Below are 20,247 nucleotides of genomic sequence, written 5' to 3'. Positions count from 1 at the left end.
CGTCATTGCTTTACCCCCTCTGTTCCATCGTCGAGTTGCAACAGGAAGCGCTGGGCGCGCTCGGTTTGCGGTGCGGCGAAGAAGGCCTTCGGCTCACCGGCCTCGATGATCTCGCCGTGGTCCATGAAGATCAGGCGCGTGCCGACGTTGCGCGCAAAGCCCATCTCGTGGGTGACCACCAGCATCGTCATGCCCTCGGCGGCGAGCTGGCGCATGACGATGAGGACCTCGCGACGCAATTCGGGATCGAGCGCCGATGTCGGCTCGTCGAACAGCATGACCTTGGGCGACATCGCCAGTGCCCGCGCGATCGCCACGCGCTGCTGCTGACCGCCGGACAACCGCGTCGGGTAGACGTCGCGTTTGTCGGACAGCCCGACCTTGGCCAGCAAGGTATCGGCCGCGGCGATCGCCTGGGCGCGCGCCATGCCTTTCACCCGCAGCGGCGCCTCGATGATGTTCTCGAGCACGCTCATGTGCGGCCACAGATTGAAGTGCTGGAAGACCATGCCGATCTCGGGCCGCACCGCGCGCGCGGCGCGCTTCTCGCCGGCGTCGGGCTTGGCCGAGGCGATGGTGGTGCCGTTCATCACGATGCGCCCGCCGCTGGGCGTCTCCAGCAGGGCGAGGCACCGCAGCAAGGTGGTCTTGCCGGAGCCCGAGGGACCCACGACGCACACCACGTCCTTGGCCGCTACCGGCAGGCTCACGCCGCGCAGCACCTCGACCGTGCCGAAGCTCTTGGAAATGCCTTCCGCAGCAATGATTGGACCTGCCTGGGCCACGGACCAAACCTCCCATGCCTACACAACAGAATTTTATGGTTGTCCCGAATAACCACGGTTCAGGATTGGCAAATATCATGCCATGCTTGAAAAACTGTCAATAATCAAATTTTATAGTCATATGGATATTCGCCTCCTCGAAGCCTTCCGCGCCGTCGTCGAGAACGGCTCCGTCACCCACGCGGCGGCGGCGCTGGGCATCACGCAGCCGGCCGTCAGCGCGCAAATCGCGCGCCTGGAGGACGAACTCGGCTTTTCGCTGTTCGAGCGCGTCGGCAACCGCTTGCGGCCGACGGCGGAAGCGGTGGCATTCCGGACGGAGGTCGAGCGCACCCTGGGCCGCATCGAGGACCTTGGCCGCGCGGTGGAGCACATTCGCGCCGGCCAGGCGGGCTCCCTGGTCGTCGCCAGTCATCCGATGGCCGGCGTGACCTTGTTGCCGCCGGTCGTTGCTACCTTCCTGAAGCAGCGGCCCAACGTGCGCATCCAGCTCTTCACACGCAACTCCGACCTGGTGCGCGGCATGTTTCCCTCGCGCACGCACGACATCGGCATTGCCGAGCTGCCGATCGATCCCACCGGACTGACGGTGACGCGCTATCGCATGGCGTGCGTGGCCATCCTGCCCAAGGGGCATGCACTGGCTGCTCACGACGTGATCACGCCGGCGCATCTGTCGGGCCTGCCCTTCGTCGGCATGTCGCGCGAGTGGGCTGCCTTTCATGTGATCAATGCGGCATTCGCCGAGGCGGCCGCGCATCTGAATTTCATCACGGTGTCGGAGCTGTTCGCCGTCATCTGCAGCCTGGTCGCCAACGGGGTCGGCGTGTCGATCGTCGATCCGGCTTCGGCGGCGCAGTTCCGCGACGCGGGGCTGGAGGTGCGGCCGTTTCGCCCGATCGTGCCCTACGAGATCGCGGTCTTCCACGCCGCCGACCGCGCGCTGTCGATGATCGGGCGCGCCTTTCTCGAGACCTTTGACACCCATATGCGCAACTTCGTGGTTCCAGCCCGGGAGAAGGCCTGATGCTGTTGTCGTCTGAACTGGTGGGCCGCATCGCCGGTGATGCCGCGTTGATGCGTGACTTCGACGCGCTGTGTGCGCTGGGTGGGCGGCTCGCCGGCACGCCGAGCGAACAGCGGGCCATGGCGCTGGTCGCCGAACGCGGCGCCGCGGCCAGTGGCGTGGCGTGCCGGTCGATTCCCGTGCCCTACGGCGGCTGGCGCGCGTTGCGCACGGAGTTGCGCCTGGCCGACGGCAGCCTGGTTCCCGGCCATCCGTTGGTGCGTTCGGTGGCGACACCGGCCGACGGGCTGACGGCCGAGGTGATCGACCTGGGGCGCGGCACGCCCGAGGAATTCGCGGCCCATCGCGGCGAGATCGCCGGCCGCATCGTGCTGGTGCGCCACGAGCTGATGTTCGTGGCCGGCACTATCCATCGCCGGCGCAAGTACGACATGGCGCGCGAGGCCGGTGCCGTCGGCTTCCTGATCGCGGGCCCCGTGCCCGGCGGGCTGGTGGCGGGATCGTCGGGCCGCGACGAGAACGGCGCCGGCATTCCCGGTATCGGCATCACGCCCGAGACGGCAGCGCGCCTGGCGCGCACCGCGTCGGGCTGGCCGCGCGTCACGCTCTTCCTCGACATCCACGAAGAGCCGGCGCAGACGCAAACACTGCTCTTCGACATCCCCGGCCGCAGTGACGAGTGGGTCGTGCTGAGCGCCCATGTCGATGGCCATGACGTCAGCGAAAGCGCCATGGACAACGCGACGGGTGTCGCGGCGGCGCTGGCGGTGACGCGCGCGCTGGCACCGCAGGTCGCCACGTGGCGGCGCGGCCTCCGGCTCGCCTTCTTCAGTGTCGAGGAATGGGCACTGACCGGCTCGGCGCAGTACGTCGCCAGCCTCGACGAGAGCGCGCGGCGCAAGATTGCGCTCAACGTCAATCTCGACAGCATCGCGGGCGCGTCCCGGCTCACGGCGCTGACCAGTGGCTTCGCGCCGCTCGAGCCGTTCCTACTGGGCGTCGCCGAGGCCAACGGCCACAGCCTGCGCTGCGTGCGGCCGCTGATGATGAACTCAGACCACGGCAACTTCGCGCTGGCCGGCATTCCGGCGCTACGCCTGGTGGCCGGCTACGACGATCCCGCCGCGAACCTGCGCCTGGTGCTGACGCCGGCCGACACGCGCGACAAGATCGCGCCGTCCGAACTGCGCGTCGCGGCTCAGCTCACGGCCGCGATCACCGCGGCCGCCTGCCAGGTTGACTCACCGACCGCCGCCAGCTGGCGTCTTTAACACCTCTGCCGCCGTGTGAGGGAGGATGAGGACTCAAGGACACGGGGCCCCGCGCGCCGCCGATCGCGGGCATCAAAAGGTGAGAACGGTGCCGAACAGAAAGGCCCAGGCGTCGGCCTTTTCGCTCTTTGATTGGCCGGAGCCCATGACGTAGCTGAAGCCGCCCACGAGTCGGATGCCCGACGACAGCATGTAGTTGCCGCCGATCTCGATGATGTCGATCTTGTCCCGGCCGGCGCGGTTCTGCGCCGTCGTGGACGTGACCGACCTCTCGTCGTTGCGGCCGCCCCACCATCCGGCGGACACCATCCAGGGACCTTGTCCATACATGAGGCTGGCCGCGTACCAACGGGTTCCGTTGTTGCCCTTCAGGCCGTTGTTGTCGCGTCCGATGCCGCCGCCCAGGGTGAAGCCCGCGACACCGACCTGAGCGCCGGCTGCCCAGCTCTTCCAGCGGCCGTTGGCGGAGGGATTGGTATTGTTGTTGTTGGCGCCGCCGGCGTTGCCGCGATCGAAGCTGGCATTGAAATAGCCGCCGTAGAGCGCAACCGTCACGTCACCGAACTTGTTCAGGTAGTTGGCGCCGATATCGAGCGCGCTGCTCCAAGCGTTGGAGTCTCGCGGGCAGTTGTTGATATTGCCACCGCCGGTGTTGGATGCGCACTGCGCCAGGCTGGCCGTTCGGGAAAACTGGGGCGTGTACGAGGCGCCGACCTGGAAGCCGGCGATCCGCGGCGAGAAGTAGCTGAACTTGTTGGCGTCGCCCGAGTTGTTGGCCATCGCGGCGCTCATCCCGGGATTCGCGGTGCCACCCCGCCCGGCATTGTTGGATGATGAGAAGTTCGAACCCTGGTATCGCGCCCCCATGGACGGATCCTGGAAACCCCAGCCCTGCACGGCCGTTGGAGCCGCGAAGACCATCTTGTAGGAGGCATCGTTGGTGCCGCCGAACTCGATGCGACCCCAGTCCCCGAAAGCGAAAATGTACTCTTCATCCATCTGGTCGTTGGTGGACGTACTGCCGCCGCCTTGCGACCAAGCTTCAAGTTCCACGCGAATGCCAATCGTCGTGCCATTGTCGAGCTTGGACTGGCCGCTGAACCAGATTTCACCTTCGTACCGGAATGTCTCGGGACGATAGCTCGTGCCGGTGGTTCCACTGACATCTCTGTCGATCCGGCCAAGCAAGATGAAGGCTTGGAAATATCCGCGTAGCTCCAGCTTGATCGGATCGGCGGCGAGTGCCGGCGACGCTGCTGTCGTGACCAGCGTCAGGGCTGTCGAAGTCAGAAGTCTGCGTTTCATGGAACTGATCCCAATTGAGCGTTCTCTCTCTTCGGTCTTCTCTCCGCCAACCCTTTGAGCCGGGTTGTTCGCAGTCAGCGCTACACCTCGTTTGTTACCGCCGCGTTATTTTGCTATGAGATCTAAGTTTCATCAAGGCAGCGGCCTTGCCGCCAGGCCTTCATCGCGGCTGTTTCGGGCGTTGCATGGCGCCTATGCCACCATACGGGTACTCTACCGGGGAGAGGGTGGAGAGATACCTCGGCGCTGTGTGGTTGCGGCGATGTGGGTTGCTCCCCAGCGCACACCCCAGGCCTGGGGGCGAGCCCGGGTTGCGGCGGATCGCTAAACCGGAAACACTGGTTTATTCACACGCAATCGCGGTGCTAAGCCTGCGCCAACGCTTGGAGACCCATCATGCAGCTCAAGGACTCAGATCTTTTCCGCCAGCAGGCCTATGTCGCCGGAACCTGGATGGACGCCGAGGACGGCACCAGCGACACCGTCATCAACCCGGCGACCGGCGACAAGATCGGCACCGTGCCGCGCATGGGCGCGACGGAAACGCGGCGCGCCATCGAGGCGGCGAACTTCGCCATGAAGGCGTGGGCGTCGACGCCGGCCAAGGAACGCGCCGTCATCCTGCGCCGCTGGGCCGACATGATGGTGGCGCAGGCCGATGATATCGGCGTGCTGATGACCAGCGAGCAGGGCAAGCCGCTGGCCGAGGCCAAGGGCGAGGTGGCCTACGCCGCCTCGTTCATCGAATGGTTCGCCGAGCAGGGCAAGCGCGTGGACGGCGACGTGTTGCAGAGCCCGTGGCGCGACCGGCGCCTGGTGGTGCTGAAGCAGCCGGTCGGTGTCTGCGCCGCCATCACGCCGTGGAACTTCCCGGCGGCCATGATCACGCGCAAGGCCGGCCCGGCACTGGCCGCCGGCTGTCCGATCGTGGTGAAGCCCGCCAGCAAGACGCCCTACACGGCGCTCGCCATGGCGGTGCTGGCCGAGCGCGCCGGCCTGCCCAAGGGCCTGCTGTCGGTGATCACCGGCAGCGCCGGCAAGATCGGCGGCGAGATGACGTCCAACCCGATCGTGCGCAAACTCACCTTCACCGGCTCGACCGAGACCGGCAAGAAGCTGATGGTGGCGTGCGCCGGCACGGTGAAGAAGATGTCGATGGAACTGGGCGGCAACGCACCGTTCGTCGTGTTCGACGACGCCGATCTCGATGCGGCGGTCGAGGGCGCCATCGCTTCGAAGTATCGCAACACCGGACAGACCTGCGTCTGCGCCAACCGGCTCTTCGTGCAGGACGGCGTCTATGACGCCTTTGCCGGCAAGCTGGCGGCGGCCGTCGCCAAGCTGAAGGTCGGCAACGGCCTGGATGACGGCGTCACGCAAGGCCCGCTGATCGACATGGCGGCCCTGGAGAAGGTCGAGCAGCATGTCGCCGATGCCGTGTCGCTGGGCGCCAAGGTCGCCATCGGCGGCCGCCGCCATGCCAACGGCGGCACGTTCTACGAGCCCACCATCCTGACCGGCGTCACCGAGGCCATGGCCGTGATGCGCGAGGAGACCTTCGGGCCGGTGGCGCCGCTGGTGCGCTTCCAGACCGAGGCCGATGCGATCCGGCTGGCCAACAACACCGAGTTCGGCCTCGCCGGCTACTTCTACAGCCGCGACATCGGCCGCGTCTGGCGCGTGGCCGAGGCGATGGAGACCGGCATGGTCGGCATCAACACCGGGATTCTGTCCAACGAGATCGGCCCGTTCGGCGGCGTCAAGGAGTCGGGCCTGGGCCGTGAGGGCTCGAAATACGGCATCGACGAGTACCTCGAGACGAAGTACCTGTGCATCGCTGGAATGTGAGTTGGGAGACAGCAGCGTGACCACAGGCATACGGACGTTTCGCGTCGCGTTGCACCAGAAGCCGACGGTGTACCGCATCATCGAAATCGAGAGTGCAAGTTCGCTTCACGACCTCGCCGAGGCCGCCATGACCTCGTTCGATTTCGATTTCGAGCATCCATTCGGCTTCTACAGCAGCGACAAGCCGGACACGATGCGCCGGCAGCAGCCGATGTACGAACTGGCTGCCGACACCGGCGAGAAGACCGAGGCCGGCAGCGTGCAGAACACCAAGGTCGCCGACGCCTTCGCCAAGCAGGGCCATGTCATGGTCCTGCTGTACGACTACAACGCCAAGTGGCTGTTCCACGTCGAGATGACCGGCACGGGGCAGAAGGCCGCCGGTAAGCGCTATCCCCGGATGGCGGGATCGAAAGGCGACGCACCCGATCAATACCCCGACGATTTCGACATCTGACGTCCCGCGCCCAGCCGGTTTGTTGCACTGACACAGCAAGGCGATTTCCCATGGCCGACGCGCCCATCAACTGGCCGTTCACACCCTCGCCGCTGGCGATCGACATCGTCGGCGCGCAGGGGTGCCACCTGCACACGCGTGACGGGCGCCAGATCCTGGATGCCGCCGGCGGCGCCATGGTGGTGAATATCGGACATGGACGGCGCGAGCCGGGCGAGGCCATGGCCAGGGCCTCGTCGGCGGTGTCCTACGTGATCCCGCCGTTCGTCACGCCGCAGCGTATGGCGTTGGCCGAGCGGTTGCAGCGCGACTGGCTGCCGCCCGGCTTCACGCGCCTGCACCTGTCGAGCGGCGGTTCGGAGGCGGTCGAGACGGCGATCAAGCTGGCGCGCCAGTACCACGTCGCCAAAGGCAACGCGGGCCGCTGGAAGGTGATCGGCCGCGATCTCTCGTACCACGGTGCCACCGTGGCCACGCTCGAGGTCGGTGGTCATGCATCACGGCGCGCGCCCATTGTCGCCATGGCGCGCGAAACGCCCAAGGCGCCGCCGCACTATTGCCTGCGCTGTCCCCTGGGCAAGACCTACCCGACCTGCGACGTGGCGTGCGCCGACGAGGTCGAGGCCATCATCGAACGCGAGGGCCCCGAGACCGTCGCCGGCTTCATCGCCGAGCCGGTCGTCGGTTCCAGCGGCGGCGCTTTCGAGCCGCCGCCCGGCTACTGGCGCAAGCTGCGCGCCATCTGCGATCGCCACGACGTGGTGCTGATCGCCGACGAGGTGGTCACCGGGTTCGGACGCACCGGCGTGCGCTTCGCCAGCGAGGGCGAGGGGGCGCTGCCCGACATCATCGCCACGGCCAAGGGCATGAGTGGCGGCTATGCGCCGATCGGCGGCACGTTCGCGACGGACCGTATCGCCGAGCCGCTGCAGCGCACGGGCGATGCGCCGATGTTCTACACCTTCAGCGCCCATCCGGCGGCCTGCGCCGCCGCCGACGCCGTGCTCGACATCCTGTCGAAGGAAGACCTGATGGCGCGCGCCCGCGTGATGGGCGACAAGCTCGGCGCGCGTTTGCAGCGGCTGAAGCAGCATCCCAACGTGGCCGAGGTGCGCGGTCGTGGCCTGTTGCGCGCCATCGAGATCGTGCGCGACCGCGAGACCCTGGAGCGCTTCCCGCCCGAGGCCAACATCACGATGAAGGTGCTGCAGAACGGCCTCGCCGACTGCGTCTACTTCTATCCCGGCGGCACGGGCGCCCAGCGCGACATCATCGTGCTGGCGCCGCCGTTCGTCGTCAGCGACGACGAGATCGAAACGATGTGCGCCGTGCTGGAACGCGCAATCGACAAGGCGGTGAAGGCATAGGGCCGAGCGACGAACGGCGCCGTACTACCACCACTTGTTGTTGAGCTGATATGCCTTGTTATCGATCTGAAATACCTTGCGGTCCAACGGCGACCATTTGATGCGCAAGATGTAGTCTCGCGGCGGTCCGGCGTCCAACGCGTTTGCCAGGTCGACGGCGACGCGTGCACGTCCGACGTCCTTCTCATACTTTTTGTTGACGTCGACGATGTCATTGAAGACGAACACCAGATTGTCGAACGTGGCTGTGTAGGCGCCCTGGACAGGCAATATGGAAGTGACCCTCAGGCTGCCGGCCACCTGGAAGTCGCCGGCGTCCTTGTTGGTACCGTGAAGCACTTCGTAGCCGGTCGCGTAGCCACCGTCCTGGCTGCCGACTTCTGCATGAAAGGTGAGCTTGAAGGGGCTCGACAGTCGACCAGTGCATGTCGGGTCGGCCTTCATCTTCGCCACGGTAGACCGGGCGAAAGCAAGCAGTTCCTCATCGATGTGGTGGGCGAGATTAGCCTCTCGCCTCATGTAGTTGGCCCATTTCTCGTTGTCGAACGTGACTTCGTCTTTCACCTTGCCATAGAACCAGAGATCGAAAATCTCGCCGGCGTACTCGTCCATCTTCATTCTGATGGCCGTGAGCGCCGCCGCGGCCGCATCCCTCGCGGGGTTCAGGGGGATGTGGGCAAGAGGTCGGAGGAAGCTCGTGTCGCCCATTTTCTTTCCTTTGTCCTTCGATTGAGCCGGATGGTGGCGATGGCATCATGTGCGCTGGTCGTAGCGGATCGCGGGAAGCGGCATCGCCATGCCGGCTTAACCGAAGTCGGCGGACGTCAATTGTAGAAACGCGACATCCTTGTCGTTGGCATCATGGGAGTAGGGGTTCCGACGCAGTTTTGGTGGAGCGTGGCTACGTGGTGCCGATGACTCGGACCGGGAGGAGGTCGATCGGAGGGGCGTGATTTTTCAGGTGGCTGACAATGTCGGCACGGCTTTTGGTTTGCGGTCTTTAGGCGCCGCGGCTGCTGAGAATTTGCAAATTCGCTTCGCGGGCTAACAAAATCTTGACACGATGAGCAATTACTCATCTGTCATCACGAATGGTGGTGGTGTCCCATGCCGTCGCACGTAACGCGCTCTCTTCCTCTGGCTGCCGTCTGCTGGGGATTGGCGAGCGCCGCGTTCGCCCAGTCACCGCCCGGCATCGATTGCTACAAGGCGCGTGCGATGCCGGATCGGATCGCGTGTGCCGAAAGCCAGCTGGCGTTTGCCGACAAGGCGATGTCGGGCGCGTACGGTCAGCTGGTTGCCGCGCTGGAAGGCAATGCTCGGCAGCATCTTCAGGACGATCAAACCGCGTGGTTGGCGGCGCGTGCGCCGATGTGCGACAGCCCGCGGACGCTCGGTGAGATCGAGCCCGACACGGCGGACAAGAAACGGATCGCGACCCAGGAATGCCTGTCGGCCCTCAATCACCTGCGCGCCGCCTGGCTCAAGAGCATGCCGACGGGCCGCGACTATCCCTTCATTTCGTCCCGCATGAGGTCCGAGGCCGGGTCGATCCCAGGGATCCGCTACGCCTTCTCGGCGATCTACGCGCAATTCAGCCGTCCCGGCGTCGACTACGGCCGCCTCAACGCGGCATTGCTGGATGACACGAAGGAGGTCTTTGACAAGCCCAACCGGGATGACGTGGTCGGCGGGCGGGATCAGGACTGGAGCCGTGAACTCACGACCTCGCTCACGTTTGCAACGCCGACGCTGGTGACCGTCGTGAAAGGCATGAACGTGTATGCCGGCGGTGCGCACCCCAATGCCTGGGTGACCGCAACGATGGTCGACATCCCGTCGGGCAAGGTCGTGACGCCGGCGGATCTTTTCACCCCAGGCTATGAAGCGGTCTTCTTCAAGATGATCCAGGCGGATCTGCAGGAGCAGTTCCAGACGCAGCCCGGGTTCGACGATGCGCTGGAACCGGCCAAGCTGGCGCCGCTGTTGAAGGAGGCACGCCGGTGGCAGGTTCGCGGCGATGGCATCGACGTGACGTTCGACGCCTACGAAGTCGGCCCCTACGCGGCTGGATCCTATCTCGTCAGGCTGCCGTACAGCCGCATCGCCACGCTGATACGCCGCGACGGGCCGCTGGCGTCGAAGGTGCGTTGAGCGCGCCATGATGTTCAAAGCACCGATCCTCAACCGCCGCCTGATCCTGGCTACCGCCGCCATCATGTTCGCGCTGCCGGCGGCGTCGCAGGCCCAGCGGCCGCAGCCCTGGGTGCCGCCGCTCAGCAGCGAGATCAACGCGCTGCTCGCCGACGGTGAACCGATTGGCTGGGCCTCGCCGCAGGCCATGGCGGAGAGTCTGCAGGGCATGGTCGTGGCGCCCGACCAGCGCGAGCGCTGGATGGAGGAGGCGCAGGCGCTGGCGAAAGTGCCGCCGCTGCCGCCGGCGGGATCGGATTCCAAGCCACCGCCGCGGGTGGCCCGCAACGGCACGATGCTGACCCTGTCGATCGCGCACGATAAGCATCTGCGGCTGTTCGATCAGGGCCTGTTCGGCTGGGAGAACCACAAGGAACACGCGTTCGACGCCTGGTTGCCGGACATCGGCTACTACAGCGTTCGTGTCAGCGGCTACGAGGAGACGTACTACTACGTCATCGCGGCCACCAACGGCGCGATCACGATCACCGGCGGGCAGCCGATGGTGGCACCCGATCGCAGCCGCGTGCTGGCCTGGGATGATTCGCCGCATTCGGGCCGATGGCTGCAGGTGCTGACGCTGACATCCAACGGTGCCGTGCCCGAGAAGATCGTCTGGGAACCTACCGAGGATCCCGAGGTCACGTTTGTCGTCCGCTGGGCATCAGACAGCAGTGCGGTGCTGATCGACGAAAAGCGCGGACAATCGGAACCTCTGACCATCCGGCTGGTGCTGAAGGACGGTGCCTGGCGTACGCAGTAGGGCACTCCGTCAGATCACGTAGCTGTCCGCCTCGACCGTGCGCGGCAGTGCCTCGCCGCCGTCCACGGCGCAGCCCTCGGCACGCCAGCGCAGCATGCCGCCGGCAAGATTGGCGACATCCTTGAAACCGGCCTTCTGCAGGATGACGGTGGCCTGCGCCGAGCGGCCGCCGGCGCGGCAGACGGCAACGATGGGGCGCTCGTGCGAGAGTTCACCGGTGCGGCCGGCCAATTCACCCAGTGGGATCAGCGTGGCGTTGCTGATATGGCCCAGGGGACCGGTGAACTCCTCGGGTTGGCGCACGTCGATCACCTGCACCTCGCGTGCGTGCTCTTCCAGCCACAGCGCCTGCACCTCCCAGATGCCGGCGAAGCTGTAGCGCAGCGGCGCCCAGGTCGGCTCGGCCAGTGCCGCCGCCTCGTCGTCGGGGCGGCCGCAGCGCAGGTTGGCCGGCACCGCCACGTCGATCTGCTTGGGGTGCGGCAGGCCGAGGTTGTTCATGTAGCCGGTGAAATCGTCCTCGCCGATATCGCCGCCCAGCCGCGGGCTGAAGCGCCGCTCCTCGCCGACGCTGGTGACGGTGAGGCCGCGATAGTCGTGCGCCGGGTAGAGCAGGCAGCCGTCGGGCAGGGTGAGGATCTGGTTGTGTACCGAGCGATAGAGGGCGCCGGGATTGCCCTGCTGGAAATCGGTGCGGCCGCAGCCGCGGATCAGGATGCAATCGCCGGTGAAGGCCATGCTCTCGTCGTCGAGCACGTAGGTGAGGCAGCCGCCCGTATGGCCCGGCGTCGCGCGCACGCTGACATAGCGCCGGCCGAACGCGATCTTGTCGCCATGCACCAGGTAGCGGTCGGCGTCGGCGGCGCCGCTGTCGCACGCCAGCGCGGTGCGGCTGCCGATGCGCTGCTTGAGCAGCCATGCCCCGGTCACATGGTCGGCATGGACATGCGTCTCCAAGGTCCAGGTCAGCCGCAGGCCCAGTTCGACGACCAGTGCGGCGTCGCGGCGCACCTGCTCGAACACCGGGTCGATCATGATCGCCTCGCCGCCGCGCTTGTCGCCCAGCAGGTAGGTATACGTCGACGAGGTCGGATCGAAGAGCTGCCGGAAGATCAGCATCGTCCTCTGCCCGGGTTGGAGGTGACCGGGCGCATTCTACGGTGCGATGGCGGCGGCGCCAATGCGCCAGCGCGCCGCTTGCGGCAAATGCCGCGCGGCGACACTATGAGATCACAACACCGGTGGCCGTGGAGGGAAGGATGCCGCTCGCGATCAAGAAGAGCGTCAAGCAGATGTTCGAGGAGGCCATGGGCCAGGTCGAGACCTGGACCGTCGACGAGGCCAAGGCGGCGCACGGCAAGTCCGACGTGACGTTCATCGACCTGCGTGACCCGCGCGAGATCTGGCGCGACGGCGGCATCCCCGGCGCCATCAACGTCACGCGCGGCATGCTGGAATTCTGGATCGATCCCGGCAGCCCCTATGCCAAGGACTTCTTCCAGTCCGGCAACCGGTTCGTGATGTTCTGCGCCGGCGGTGTACGCTCGGCGCTGGCGGCCAAGACGGCGCAGGACATGGGCCTGACCCCGGTGTGCCACATCGAGGGCGGTTACGGTGCCTGGAAGAAGGCCGGCGCCCCCATCGAAACGGTCGAGCCCAAGCGCTGATCGCCGCCGGTCCATGGCCGCGGCGCCTGATGGCTATGTCGGGTCCGAGAGCGACCCGATCCGACCCGTCCATATCCATCACGAAGTCGACGAGATCTGGAACGGCGGTGAACTGGAGCAGTGGTACAACTTCATCGACTACGAATTCGAGCAGGACGGCGTGTTCGCGCGGGCTCGGGTTTATACCGATGCGATCGACACCGTGGCCCTGTTCGGCCCGTTCCGCGGCCGCAACACAACGCAGGAGATCGCGGCGCCGGCTTTCATCGAAGCGGTCCGCGGCTATTTGAAACGGCGTTTCAACCGCATTCAACGGCTGACGGCGAGCGGGTACAAAACGGAGTGGGAGCGGGTGGCGTCGGGTTGAGCGGCCCGCCGCCCGTGCATCGTGAAGCCCGCAAGCCAGATCCGCGATGCCTTCACGCCGCGGCGCTTGCGGCCGATGGGGGCGTCGCGCTAAGCCGGCACATGGCCTAACCAGATCGAGCCACCATGCCGCCCGATACCGCTGCCGCGCCGTCTGTCGAGTACATCAAGCCCGCCAATGTGGGCGACCTGCCGCCTTTCGAGGCGACACCCGACATGATCCGCCAGACGGCGGCTGCGGCACCCGATCGCATCGCCGTGAAGTGCGAGGGACGCGCGATCACCTGGGGCGATTTCGATCGCCGCCTGAACCGCGTGGCGCGTGCGCTGGCGGCGAGCGGCCTGCGGCAGGGCGACAAGATCGCGGTGCTGGCGATCAATTCGATCGAGTATCTTGAGGTCTTCATGGGCGCCCTGCGCGCCGGCGTCTGCGTGGTGCCGTTGTCGACCATGGGCGCCGTCGATGCGCTGGAGGGCATGCTCGACGACAGCGACAGCCGCATGTTCTTCCTGGGCCGCCAGTTCCTCGACCTGGTGGCGCCGGCGGAAGGCCGCCTGAACAAGCTGGTGCCGGATGGCCGCATCGCCTTCGATTTCACGCGCGCGGGCTGGACCGGCTACGAGGCCTGGGTCGGCGCGCAGTCGGATGCGCCGTTCCACGCCGACATCGATCCCGAGGACGATTTCAACATCATCTACAGCTCCGGCACGACCGGGCTGCCCAAGGGCATCCTGCATTCGCACCGCATGCGCTCGCTGATGCGCGACCGGCTGGCGGCCTTCGATTTCGCGCCCGACACGATCTCCCTGGTATCGACGCCGCTCTACTCCAACACCACCATCGCCGGCATGCTGCCCACCATCCAGCACGGCGGCACGGTGGTGCTGATGAAGAAGTTCGACGTCGTGCAGTTCCTGGAGCTGGCCCAGGCCGAGCACGCTACGCACGCCATGCTGGTGCCGGTCCAGTACCAGCGCCTGCTGGCGCACCCGGACTTCGATCGCTACGACCTGTCGTCGTTCAAGATGAAGCTGTCGACCAGCGCGCCGCTGCGGGCCCAGACCAAGGCCGACTGCCTGAAGCGCTGGCCCGGCCGGCTGGTCGAGATCTACGGGCTCACCGAAGGCGGCGGCTCGTGCACCCTGGAAGCCAACCTGCATCCCGGCAAGCTGCACACCGTGGGCCAGCCCGGCCTGGGCTGCGTGATGAAGATCATCGACGAGGCCGGCAACGAGCTGCCGCGGGGCGAGATCGGCGAGATCGTCGGCCGCGCCGCCATGATGATGAAAGGCTACTACAAGCAGGCGGCCAAGACGCGCGAGCTGTTCTGGCACGACAAGGACGGCCTGATGTATTTCCGCTCCGGCGACATGGGCCGCTTCGATGCCGACGGGTTTCTCGAGCTGCTCGACCGGCGCAAGGACATGATCATCTCCGGCGGGTTCAACGTCTATCCCGCCGACATCGAGGTGCTGCTGCTGAAGCATCCCGACGTGATCGACGTGGCGGTGATCGGCATTCCCAGCGACCAGTGGGGCGAGTCGCCGTTGGCGCTGGTGGTGCGCCGCGATGGCGCTGCGGCCGACGCCGCGGCCATCCTCGCGTGGGCCAACGGCCAGCTCGGCAAGACGCAGCGCCTGGTCGGCGTCGAGTTCCGCGACTCGCTGCCGCGCAGCACGATCGGCAAGATCATGAAGCGCGAGCTGCGGGCACCGTTCTGGGAAGGCCGCGGCAGCAGGATTTGAGTTGCCTGGGAGCGCGGGCGTCCCGCCCGCATTAGGGCGAAAGTTTTGCTTTCGCCTGACATGAGCGGGCCAGAGGCCCGCGCTCCCGGGGTATGCAGCAGGAACAAAAGGACACATCATGAGCGACGTCGAACTCAGGACCGCGCACCTCTTCACCATCTCGCTCGAGGTCGGCGAGATGAACGATCTCGGCGCCACGCCCTACGGCAATCGCCGCATCGCCACGGTGACGGGCGGCCGGTTCGAGGGTGAGGAGCTGCGCGGCACGGTGCTGCCGTCGCCGGGCGGCGATTGGCTGCTGCTGCGCAAGGACGGCGTGCTGATGCTCGACGTGCGCATCACCTTGCGCACGCACGATGGTGCGCTGATCTACATGAGCTATCGCGGCATGCGGCACGGCCCACAATGGGTGATCGAGCGGCTGAATAAGGGCGAGAAGGTCGATCCGTCCGAATACTATTTCCGCAGCGCGCCGCTGTTCGAGACCGCGTCGGACAAGTACTCGTTCCTGAACCGCATCATGAGCGTCGGCGTCGGCCGCCGCGAACCCGCCGGCCCGATCTACGACGTGTTCCAGGTGCTGTAATCCCGGGAGCGCGGGCGTCCCGCCCGCTCATAGGCGCCAATGTACGCACAGACCTCACCCTGAGGAGCGAGCGTCTCGAAGGGTGGGCAACCGCACGGAGTCAGTAGCCATCCTTCGAGACGGCCGCTGCGCGGCCTCCTCAGGATGAGGTTGATGCCTTCAGAAACTGCCGCCGGTGCGCCAGCCGCCGCCCGATCCGCGGTCGTCGCTGCTGGAACTGCTGCCGCCACCGCCCCACGATCCGGGCCATGACGAGCCGCCCGAGGACCGGTGATTGTCGCTCAGCGTGCGATCGAGGACGCCGCTGCGCAGGACGCCGCCCAGGATGGTGCCGATGACGTCGAGCACCTGGTTGTTGTCGTCGAAGGTGCCGCGCGGATCCTCGTAGCCCTGGCTGCGGGCGCGGTCGCGGGAGCTTTCGAGCTCCCAGCGGCGGTTGGCCATGTCGCGGATGCTGGTGCGAATGCGGGCGACCTCGCCGTCGGCCTTTTCATAGGCGGCACGCGCCGTCGTGATCGCGCTGATCACCTCGTCGTCGGCCAGGCTCGGCGTGCGGCGGGCTTCGTCGTAGAGCTGGCGCAGGTCATCGTGCGCCAGCCCGTCGGCGAGAAGCGAGACGGCGCCACCATAGATACCCCCGTCGCCGACACCGAACACCTTCTGCCGCTCGGCCTCGATGGCCTGCAGGTCGGCGGTGATCTTCAGGACTTCGCTCTCGCCGGCCTTCACGGCGGCTTCGGCCGCCGTGACCTTCGCCTCGAGCGCCTCGGCGCCATCGGCGACCAGGGCCGCCCGCTCCAGCGTGGCGACATGCGCCTGCACGGCCGCAACGTCCTGCTGCGTGCCCTGGGCATGCTCGCGCAGCCGGGTCGGGATTTCCTGCAGCATGGCGTAGTTCGCCCGCGCGTCCGGGTAGCCCACCAGACGGGCGATGCGCCGGTCGAAGAAGCGCACCAGATTGCCGCTGGTGTCCTCGGCCTGGCCGTGCCGGCGGGTCCACAGATACATGAACAGCGGATCGGCTTCGTAGGGTTGCCGCTTGGCGGCGAGGTCGGCCTCGGCGAGCGCCGCTTTCTCGTCGGCGTTGGCGGCGATTTTCGTGGCGGCCTCGACGGCGGCTTTCGCGGCCTGCCAGTCGCTCATTGCCCTGACCCGGTCCGCCGTGCGCTGGCGCTGCTGATCGAGCACCTGCAGGGCATCGGCCAGCGCCTGGTCGGCGTCGTGCTTGGCAGCTTCCGCCGTGTCGAGGGTGGCCTGGGTCTCGTCGCGTCGTCGCGTCAGGTCCTGGGTCGCGCGCTCGTGCGTCTCGATCATCGCCAGCGCCTGCCGCTCGGTGGCGTCGAGGTCGCCGATGACCTTGTCGCTTGTGATCGCGTCGAGCTTGATGCGGGCCAGCGCCCGGAAGCCCTCGGCTTCCTCGCGCCGCAAGCGCGCGGCCTCGTCGCTGGCCGAGCGCAGCGCGCTCTCGAGCCGGCTCTCGTCGGCGCGGGCCCGGCTGATGGCCTGCTCGATGGAGGAGAGGGCGTCGCGTCCGGTGTACATGATCTCACCAGCGTGTGATGCGGCTTTCGAGCACCGGCATCCGGAAGTCGGGCTCGACGTACCCGCGGCGCTTTTCGCCCAGGCGCGCATTCTGCACGATGCCGTTCTTCGCCTTGTCGTCACGCACGGCGTTGAACGTCTCCAACGGCACGCGCACGGCGAAGCGCGAGACGGTTTCGGTCTGGCTGGTCTCGTCGTTGCGGACCGGCAGGCGCACCGCGTTGCCGTTGGCATCCAGCGCATCGACGACGACGAAGTAGGCGCGCCCCTGGAAGCTCGGATGCTCGCGATAGAAGCCGGTCTGGTCCTCGGGCCGTCCGGCGATCCGCAGCGTGTACTCCTGGCGCAGGGTCGCGGCCAGGCGGTCGAGCTCGGTCACGGCCTGGCGTGCATCGGCCGCGTTGCCGCGTTCGAGCGCGGCGCGGCCCTGGGCGAGCAGGGCATCGGCACGCTGGCGCGCGACCGGTACCTGGGCCTCGGTCGTGATCGCCTGGTGCGCCGCGGCCAGTTGGCGCGGCAGGGTTTCCGTCAGCTCGACCTGGGCAGCCCGGGCGTCGCGCTCGCGCGGGCCCACGACCGCGAACTGGTAGACGCCGGCCGCTGCGACAAGCGCGACCAGCACGCCGCCGATCCACTTGCCGTGCGTGGCGCGGTTCACCCACAGCGTGGCCAGCGTGCGGCCCAGCCCGGGCTTGGGCGGCGTGTAGACGAACCGGCTCTCCTTGAGCGCCTTGACGCCTTCGGCGAGCGTGGCATCGGACACCTCGATGCCCTGGCTCTTGTAGAGATCGCGCAGGCGTTCGATCAGCTGCTGTTCGCGGACCTCCTCGGCCAGCTCGCGCTCGACCAGGCGCTCGCGATGGCGCAGCGTGTCGACCACGTCCATCGCCAGCATCAGGTCGTCGAGCTTGGCGCGCGGCACGGCCGGTGCGGCGGCCGCGCCGGCAGGCGAGTCGGCCGGCATCAGAGCGGCAGGGCCTGTCCGTCGGCGACGAGCTTGGCGATCCGCCGCTTGCCGTCTTCGACGGCGTCGCGGATCTCGGCTGCGTTCTGGGTCGCCAGCGTCCGCATCTCGCCGATGATCTGCTGCGAGCGCTCCTGGTAGTTGACGACGGAGTCGACCAGCTTCTTGACGGCGTCGGCGCGGATGGTGGGGCCGTAACCCGACTTGATGGCCGCTTCCTGCACCTTGGCGCCGATCTCCGACAGCGTATCGAGCGACTTGGAGATGCCGTCCTTCATGGCATCCAGCGTGGCCGTCGACTCGTGCAGCCCGAACATGCCGGTGAACGACGCCTTGAGCGCAGTGAGCACCGAGTCGTTGGTCGAGAAGAAGGTCACGGACTGGGCGTAGATGCGTTCCTTGGCGTTGGTGGTCTGCTGCAGGCGCGCCATGACGACATCGGAGGTGTTGTACGAGATCGTGAGGTTGTCCGAGAGGTCCTTGGCGATCTGGTAGCGCTTTTCCTCATCCTGGACCTGGCGCAGCTGCTCGTCGCGTGCCAGCTCCAGGCGGGCGCGCTCGGCCGGCTCGCTGCCGGAGAAACCGGCCACCTTGTCGGACGCTTCCTTCAGCGTCGCGCGGGCGCCGTCAAGCTTGGCCGTCGCCGTTTTCAGCGTCTCGAGCGCCAGCACTTCTGCCTGCTTCAGCGCGCCCCTGTAGTCGCGGTAGGACTCGAGGATCGTGTGCTCGCGATCGATCTGGCCCTTGGTGTCCTTGGTGACCTCGAGATAGATCTCCTTCACCTTGTCGAAGCGGTCGGCAATGTCGCCGCGCGAGATCTTCATCCACGCATTGGTGGCGCGCTCCATGATGTCGAGCTTGGAGTCCGACAGCTGGTCGACCATGCGCTTGGCGTCATCGCGGATGGAATCGAAGCCTGCCGTAATCGCCTTGTAGCGATCGCCGATCGTCATGCCCGCGATCTGATCGCGCACCACTTCGTTGAATACGGCGGCGTGGCCCAGGGTGCGGGCGATCACCTGCACCTTCTCGGGCTCCAGGTCGGAGATCTTCTCCAGCAGCGCGTTGATCGGCGCCGGCTCCTGTTTGGCCGGCATCAGGCCGAGGTCGCGCAAGGCACCCACCGCTTTGTCGAGATACTGCATCGGCGTTTGGACGACGACTTCGCTCACCGATCCCTCCTGTGGACCTGCACGACGCGCTACCCTTTACCAAAAGTGTGATGATCCCGACATCCGTCAATCGGGCGCACGCAGATAAAAATGATTGCGCGGTCACGCAATGATGGCGTGCCCGGCCGACGGGTCCTCGCGGCAGCAGTGAACAAAGGCAGGGAAAGCAAACGCTTACTGCGGCGTGATGCCAAGCTGCTTCACGAGATCGATCCAGATCTGGTTCTCATCTTTCATGGTCTGAGCGAAAGTCCTGCGGTCCTTGGCAGCCTCGTCGATACCGAAGGTGTCGAGGATCTGGCGGATGCGCGGGGTTTGGCCGCCTTCGACCATCAGATCGGACAGGCGCTCGACGATGGCGTCCGGTGTGCCGGCAGGTGCGAAGAATCCGACCCAGCCGTTGATTTGGAACGCCTTGGCGGTGACGCCCTGTTCCAGGAAGGTCGGCACGTCAGGCAGCTTCTTCATGCGCGTGGTCTGCGGTACGGCGATCGGCCGGCCGATACCGGTGTGCAGGACGCCGGCGGCCGCCTGCAGGCTGCCGCTGGCGGCCTGGATCGCGCCCGAGGTGAGGTCCTGCCACATCGGCCCCTCGCCGCGGTAGTGCACAGCCTCCATGTTGATGCCCAGCGCCTTGTTCAGCTCGGCAATGGCGATATGGGAGTAGGAGCCGGCGGAATAGCTGCCGGCGCTGACCTTGTTGGTCTTGGCCCAGGCCGCGAATTCCTTGAGGTTCGTGGCCGGCACCGACTTGTGGACGATGAACGGCAGGTGGCCCGCGCCCATGGACGAGATCGGCGTGAAATCCTTGTCCGGATCGTAGGGCAGGCTCTTATAGAGAACGCGGTTCATCACCATGGTCGTGGCGATGGTGAACAGCAGCGTGTAGCCGTCGGGCGGCGACTTCGCGACGATGTCGGCACCGATGATACCGCCGGCGCCGGCCTTGTTCTCGACCACCACGGGCTGGCCGACACGCTGGGCGATGTGATCGCCATAGGCACGCGCGAAGGCATCGGTCAGGCCGCCGGGCGGAAAACTGACCACGATGCGGATCGGCTTGCTGGGCCACGCCTGGGCCCGCGCCGGCCCGGATCCCAGGGCTGGGCCGCCGAGAGCGGCAGCGCCGACCAGCAGACCTTGGTGCAGCAGCCGGCGCCGTGTGGTGTCCTGGCTCATCGTCGTCCT

Annotated in this window: 19 protein-coding genes; 11 read left to right on the top strand and 8 right to left on the bottom strand. The window is 66.6% G+C overall.

Features of this window, described 5'->3' with window-relative positions; genetic code table 11:
* Positions 1–2: 2 nt before the first annotated feature.
* The gene (locus FQU96_RS07605; RefSeq protein WP_304623177.1) at positions 3–785 is read right to left on the bottom strand and encodes an amino acid ABC transporter ATP-binding protein; all 783 of its coding nucleotides are present in this window, start codon (positions 783–785) and stop codon (positions 3–5) included.
* A gap of 121 nt (positions 786–906) precedes the next feature.
* On the opposite strand from FQU96_RS07605, the gene FQU96_RS07600 reads away from it, so the two are divergent.
* Positions 907–1,812, top strand: coding sequence for a LysR family transcriptional regulator (locus FQU96_RS07600; RefSeq protein ID WP_178130371.1), 906 nt, complete (start codon positions 907–909; stop codon positions 1,810–1,812).
* Entirely contained in the window at positions 1,812–3,083 is a 1,272-nt protein-coding gene (locus FQU96_RS07595) for a M28 family metallopeptidase (RefSeq protein ID WP_146540265.1), read from the top strand. Before FQU96_RS07600 ends, FQU96_RS07595 begins: the two co-directional genes overlap by 1 nt.
* Before the next feature lie 72 nt (positions 3,084–3,155).
* Here FQU96_RS07595 and FQU96_RS07590 read toward each other — a convergent pair whose 3' ends face one another.
* Entirely contained in the window at positions 3,156–4,388 is a 1,233-nt protein-coding gene (locus FQU96_RS07590; RefSeq protein ID WP_146540264.1) for a porin, read from the bottom strand.
* Between the two features lie 396 nt (positions 4,389–4,784).
* Here FQU96_RS07590 and FQU96_RS07585 point away from each other — a divergent pair, with 396 nt between their 5' ends.
* The 3 genes from FQU96_RS07585 to FQU96_RS07575 are packed head-to-tail and all read left to right on the top strand — an operon-like array spanning position 4,785 to position 8,060.
* Entirely contained in the window at positions 4,785–6,236 is a 1,452-nt protein-coding gene (locus FQU96_RS07585) for an NAD-dependent succinate-semialdehyde dehydrogenase (protein ID WP_146540263.1), read from the top strand.
* Positions 6,237–6,252: 16 nt separating this feature from the next.
* Complete coding sequence (locus tag FQU96_RS07580) at positions 6,253–6,693, top strand: hypothetical protein (protein ID WP_178130370.1); 441 nt, start codon at positions 6,253–6,255, stop codon at positions 6,691–6,693.
* Between the two features lie 50 nt (positions 6,694–6,743).
* Positions 6,744–8,060: an aspartate aminotransferase family protein gene (locus FQU96_RS07575; RefSeq protein WP_146540261.1), complete on the top strand. Its 1,317-nt coding sequence runs from the start codon at positions 6,744–6,746 to the stop codon at positions 8,058–8,060.
* 24 nt (positions 8,061–8,084) lie between these two features.
* Here FQU96_RS07575 and FQU96_RS07570 read toward each other — a convergent pair whose 3' ends face one another.
* Positions 8,085–8,768, bottom strand: a complete 684-nt coding sequence (locus tag FQU96_RS07570; RefSeq protein ID WP_146540260.1) for a hypothetical protein — start codon at positions 8,766–8,768, stop codon at positions 8,085–8,087.
* A gap of 399 nt (positions 8,769–9,167) precedes the next feature.
* Between FQU96_RS07570 and FQU96_RS07565 the strand changes: the two genes are divergently transcribed.
* Positions 9,168–10,214, top strand: a complete 1,047-nt coding sequence (locus FQU96_RS07565; protein ID WP_146540259.1) for a DUF3298 domain-containing protein — start codon at positions 9,168–9,170, stop codon at positions 10,212–10,214.
* Between the two features lie 7 nt (positions 10,215–10,221).
* Positions 10,222–11,016, top strand: a complete 795-nt coding sequence (locus FQU96_RS07560; RefSeq protein ID WP_146540258.1) for a hypothetical protein — start codon at positions 10,222–10,224, stop codon at positions 11,014–11,016.
* A gap of 9 nt (positions 11,017–11,025) precedes the next feature.
* Here FQU96_RS07560 and FQU96_RS07555 read toward each other — a convergent pair whose 3' ends face one another.
* Positions 11,026–12,135, bottom strand: a complete 1,110-nt coding sequence (locus tag FQU96_RS07555; protein WP_218574643.1) for a rhodanese-like domain-containing protein — start codon at positions 12,133–12,135, stop codon at positions 11,026–11,028.
* A 140-nt stretch (positions 12,136–12,275) separates the two neighbouring features.
* Here FQU96_RS07555 and FQU96_RS07550 point away from each other — a divergent pair, with 140 nt between their 5' ends.
* From FQU96_RS07550 to FQU96_RS07535, 4 genes are all read left to right on the top strand, one after another.
* Positions 12,276–12,683, top strand: a complete 408-nt coding sequence (locus FQU96_RS07550; protein ID WP_146540257.1) for a rhodanese-like domain-containing protein — start codon at positions 12,276–12,278, stop codon at positions 12,681–12,683.
* Between the two features lie 13 nt (positions 12,684–12,696).
* A complete protein-coding gene (locus FQU96_RS07545) occupies positions 12,697–13,050 on the top strand; it encodes a hypothetical protein (RefSeq protein ID WP_146540256.1) in 354 nt (117 codons plus the stop codon).
* 125 nt (positions 13,051–13,175) lie between these two features.
* Complete coding sequence (locus FQU96_RS07540; protein WP_146540255.1) at positions 13,176–14,795, top strand: class I adenylate-forming enzyme family protein; 1,620 nt, start codon at positions 13,176–13,178, stop codon at positions 14,793–14,795.
* A 118-nt stretch (positions 14,796–14,913) separates the two neighbouring features.
* Complete coding sequence (locus FQU96_RS07535) at positions 14,914–15,381, top strand: DUF3237 domain-containing protein (RefSeq protein ID WP_146540254.1); 468 nt, start codon at positions 14,914–14,916, stop codon at positions 15,379–15,381.
* A 159-nt stretch (positions 15,382–15,540) separates the two neighbouring features.
* Here FQU96_RS07535 and FQU96_RS07530 read toward each other — a convergent pair whose 3' ends face one another.
* The 4 genes from FQU96_RS07530 to FQU96_RS07515 form a co-directional block, all read right to left on the bottom strand.
* The gene (locus FQU96_RS07530) at positions 15,541–16,923 is read right to left on the bottom strand and encodes a hypothetical protein (protein ID WP_146540253.1); all 1,383 of its coding nucleotides are present in this window, start codon (positions 16,921–16,923) and stop codon (positions 15,541–15,543) included.
* 4 nt (positions 16,924–16,927) lie between these two features.
* Positions 16,928–17,887 carry a DUF6384 family protein gene (locus FQU96_RS07525; RefSeq protein WP_146540252.1) on the bottom strand — a complete coding sequence of 320 codons (960 nt, stop codon included), beginning with the start codon at positions 17,885–17,887 and terminating at the stop codon, positions 16,928–16,930.
* Positions 17,887–19,032, bottom strand: coding sequence for a cell surface protein (locus tag FQU96_RS07520; RefSeq protein ID WP_370461355.1), 1,146 nt, complete (start codon positions 19,030–19,032; stop codon positions 17,887–17,889). Before FQU96_RS07520 ends, FQU96_RS07525 begins: the two co-directional genes overlap by 1 nt.
* 201 nt (positions 19,033–19,233) lie before the next feature.
* Positions 19,234–20,238: a tripartite tricarboxylate transporter substrate binding protein gene (locus tag FQU96_RS07515; protein ID WP_146540250.1), complete on the bottom strand. Its 1,005-nt coding sequence runs from the start codon at positions 20,236–20,238 to the stop codon at positions 19,234–19,236.
* Positions 20,239–20,247: the final 9 nt, after the last annotated feature.

It is taken from the genome of Reyranella sp. CPCC 100927, assembly GCF_007859315.1.
GTDB lineage: Bacteria > Pseudomonadota > Alphaproteobacteria > Reyranellales > Reyranellaceae > Vineibacter.
The sequence above is the reverse complement of the archived record's forward strand: the minus strand, read 5'-3'. Positions and strand labels throughout refer to the sequence as shown.